Source organism: Streptomyces sp. BE20, from assembly GCF_036322525.1.
In the GTDB taxonomy this organism is placed as follows: Bacteria; Actinomycetota; Actinomycetes; order Streptomycetales; family Streptomycetaceae; genus Kitasatospora.
Genome location: NZ_JAQYWW010000820.1, coordinates 1 through 283, shown reverse-complemented (window position 1 = coordinate 283; position 283 = coordinate 1). Strand labels below are relative to the sequence as shown.

The window sequence follows — 283 nt, the reverse complement described above, 5'->3', positions numbered from 1 at the left end:
TGCCGGGACGGCGGCGTCGCGGTCCGCGTCGCGAGCGGATCGGCGGAATGGCGTCGACAAGCGGTATCAGGGCCTGGCTGTCATGGACGTTGGCTCCGGAGATCGCGAGCGACAGGGGCAAACCGGTACGTTCGGTGAGCACGTGGATCTTCGACCCGTATTTGCCCCGATCGACAGGATTCGGACCCGTCAACTCCCCTTTTTCAGCGCCCTCATGTTCACCGAGTCGACCGCGCACCTCGACCAGTCCAGCTCGCCCCGTGCGCCGAGCTCCTCCAGGACC

General features: G+C 66.4%; 1 pseudogene. It reads right to left on the bottom strand.

Annotation, left to right across the window (positions count from 1 at the left end):
- Window positions 1–283, bottom strand: a pseudogene (locus tag PUR61_RS17515) (transposase); the annotation flags it as partial.